The organism is Micromonospora sp. NPDC047548 (assembly GCF_040642975.1).
In the GTDB taxonomy this organism is placed as follows: Bacteria; Actinomycetota; Actinomycetes; order Mycobacteriales; family Micromonosporaceae; genus Micromonospora.
Window position 1 is genome coordinate 1 of sequence record NZ_JBEYTI010000111.1, and the last position, 3107, is coordinate 3107.

Here is a 3107-nt window from a genome sequence, read left to right on the forward strand (position 1 = left end):
CATCGCCGCTCGCTTTATGGGCTCTCGCCCAGCCCAACCCACCAACGCAGAAATCCGCCAGGTCCAGCGAGCATGGGCACTCGCAGCCGCATAGAACGCGAAAGTCGAGCGACCTTGATGTCTCGAAATTCTTCGACAGCGTCCGCTGGGACCTCGTCGTCAAGGCGGTGGAAGCCCACACCGATGCCGCATGGGTAGTTTTGTATGTGAAGCGGTGGCTTGCCGCATCGCTGCAACTACCCGACGGCACCTTGCGGCAGCGAATCTGTGGCACCCCGCAGGGTGCCGTTGCTCGACGCCCCGTGCGCCCTCGCGCTCGCCGCCGGGCTGCTTGCCGCCGTCAACCCGTGCGGGTTCGCGCTGCTGCCCGCGTACCTGTCCTTCCTCGTCCTCGACGAGTCCGACGGCGGCGGACGGTCCCGCGCGGTCGGCCGGGCACTGCTGCTCACCGCGGCCATGACCGTCGGTTTCGTCGCCGTGTTCGGGGTGTTCGGCCTGCTGGCCGCACCGGCCGCCGACGTGATCGCCCGGCACCTGCCCTGGGTCACGATCGCCATCGGGCTGGTTCTGGTGGCACTCGGTGGCGTACTGCTGGCCGGCCGGCAGCTACCGACCATCGGCCCGAAACTCGGCGCCGGGCCGGCGGTGACCCGCCGGTTCGGGTCCATGGCCCTGTTCGGGGCCTCCTACGCCGTCGCGTCGCTGGGCTGCACGATCGGACCGTTCCTCACCGTCGTGGTCGCGGGCTTCCGCACCGGATCCATCCCGGCCGGGCTCGGCCTGTTCGTCGCGTACGCCGCCGGCATGGCCCTCGTCTTCGGCGCGGTCGCGCTCGCCGTCGCCCTTGCCAAGATGTCGCTGGTACGCGGCCTGCGCCGGGCCGCCCCGCTGATCAGCCGGGCAGCCGGCGTGCTCCTGATGGCAGCCGGCGGCTACGTGGCCTGGTACGGCTGGTACGAGATCCGCGTCCTGCGCGGCGGCACCGGCAACGACCCGATCATCGACAACGCCGCAACCACCCAGGCGACCGTCGCCGGCTGGCTGGACCGCCTCGGCCCCACCACAATCGCGGTCGCCTTCACCGTCCTGCTTGCCGCCACCGCGACCGCCGCAGCGCTGGTCCGACAACGCCGCACCCGCCGCTGAGGTCCGCCGCCGCCCCGAATACGGTGCTCCGCGACCTGGCGGCAAATCGAAGGCCAGGCCCTCGCCCGCGACGTAGGGATCAACGAGGGCACCGCGGGCAACTGGGCTGATCAGGACTGGCGAGCCCGCGGCGAGGCCCCCGGCGGCTTGAACGAGGACGAGCGTGCCGAGGAACCCAGGTCGTCCGCCTCACGTGGTACCCCTGACGCTGGCGAGTCCCACACGTGGGGTGAGCTTGTCGTAGCCGATCCAGTTCAGCTCGGCGCCTCGGTCGAGGAGGTAATCGGCGGCTGGCTGCTGGCCGCCGTGGGAGGCCAGCCAGAACGCGCCGGTGACCACCTCCGCCGTCGGCTGCGGGTCGTTGTCGAAGAATGCCTCGACCCGGTCCATGAGGCCGAGCCAGCCTGCCACAGGTTGGCCCACGCGCCGCGTCCGATGAGCCGGCGGGCGACGTTGCCCGAACGCGACTGCCCCCGCGAGGGGGGGGTGCCGATGACGCCGCCGCCGCCGGTCTCGACGTCCGCGCCGATATGTAGCAGGGCGTCGAGGACCGGGACCTCGTCGGTTGAGACAGCCCAGTGCAGCGGGGTTTCGGTGTGCGGGTCGGTGAATCTTGGCGTTGACGTCGGTTCCGGCGTCGATGAGCGCGGCGACGAGGTCCGGGCCGTTGGCGTAGTGGCCGGGCCAGTCGGTGGGCACGTGCAGAAGCGATCTGGATATCCGGGTGTTGTTGCCCGGCGCGGCGGTGGCTAGGTGCGGGTGGGATGCGGGGTCTGAGAGGAGCGGTGGTGGTGATGCGCAGGTGCGACGAGGTGCCCGCTGCGCGACGGACCGCGGAGGGATGCCTGGTGGTCGCCGCCGTGATCGCGGTCACGGGCCCGGGTGTGGCCGCCGCCAGGCCGACGCCCATACCCACGCCAGCGCCGGGATGCCGGTGTGCCGGGCGCGCGATGATCGGCTGACCGAGGTCTCCGGGGATGATGTCCGCTGCCGAGGGCTCCGTCGTGGTCAACGGCAGTGCGGATGAGGCAGGAGGCTGCCGCCGGATCTTCTTCGTGGATCGGGACAGTGCGGTGGTCCGGACGGTGGCTACCCGTCCGCGCCGCGCGAGACGGAGAACCTGGCGGTGGCCGGAGAGGGGACCTTCTGGGTGGCCGACACCGCGGCAACGACCGCTCCCGGCAGACGGTGGCCCTCTGGGGACTCCCGCCCGGAGCGGATGAGCCGGTGCTGCGCGTTGGCGTATCCCGGTGGCGCCCACGACGCCGAGGCGATCGTGGCGGCCCGGCGACGGCAGGGCTTTTGGTGCGTGCCGTCCTTGCTGATCGTTCGGACTCTTCTCGCTCATCGCGCGCCATCCGCGGGGGCACCTCGCCCTTGCGAAGACGAAGATGGGCGCCAGGAGCGCCTACGGCATGGCGGCTGGTGTTGGGGCTCCGTCCTTCTTCGCTTCGATGATCTTCGCAGCGTGGATAGTGCTCGGGGCGGGTACTGGCGCTGTCATCCGGGTGCTTGATGTCAGGCCGTAGCGGCGGCGGCGTGGTCGGCGACGTAGACGCCCTGGCCGGGCTCCCCGTACACCAGGCCCTGGAAGCCCAGCAGGGCGTACGCGCGTTGGGTGGTGGCGATGGAGACGCCATGGGCGGCGGCAAGCTGCTGGTAGGAGGGCAGCAGGGTGCCGGCGGGCAGATCACCGTTGGCGATGCGGGCGGCGATGCCGTCAGCGATTTGCCGGTAGGTCTGAAGACTGTTCACCTTGACCTTCCTTCGATTGCTTTGCCCGTGCACTGGGTGCACGTACGGCAGCGCCGGGATGGGTGTGGCAGAGGCAGCGCGCACCGCGAGCTCGGTTCTACGTTGTCGCGGCCCTGTCTGCCAGGGTGAGTTGAGGCCAACGGTTCATAGCAAGTCCGTCTGGCAGGGCGAGTTCAGGATCGAGTTGCATTGAGTACTGCTGTTGA

Annotated in this window: 3 protein-coding genes and 1 pseudogene; 1 reads left to right on the forward strand and 3 read right to left on the reverse strand. The window is 70.4% G+C overall.

Annotated features, from left to right (window positions below; genetic code table 11):
• Positions 1-288: 288 nt before the first annotated feature.
• A complete protein-coding gene (locus ABZ807_RS33210; protein WP_357167098.1) occupies positions 289-1146 on the forward strand; it encodes a cytochrome c biogenesis CcdA family protein in 858 nt (285 codons plus the stop codon).
• Positions 1147-1335: 189 nt separating this feature from the next.
• On the opposite strand, the gene ABZ807_RS33215 is transcribed toward ABZ807_RS33210, so the two are convergent.
• The 3 genes and pseudogenes from ABZ807_RS33215 to ABZ807_RS33225 form a co-directional block, all read right to left on the reverse strand.
• Positions 1336-1569, reverse strand: a complete 234-nt coding sequence (locus ABZ807_RS33215) for a hypothetical protein (protein ID WP_357167092.1) — start codon at positions 1567-1569, stop codon at positions 1336-1338.
• Positions 1570-1673: 104 nt separating this feature from the next.
• Positions 1674-1730 (reverse strand): annotated as a pseudogene (locus ABZ807_RS33220) (hypothetical protein); the annotation flags it as partial.
• Positions 1731-2664: 934 nt separating this feature from the next.
• A complete protein-coding gene (locus ABZ807_RS33225) occupies positions 2665-2901 on the reverse strand; it encodes a winged helix-turn-helix domain-containing protein (RefSeq protein WP_357167095.1) in 237 nt (78 codons plus the stop codon).
• Positions 2902-3107: the final 206 nt, after the last annotated feature.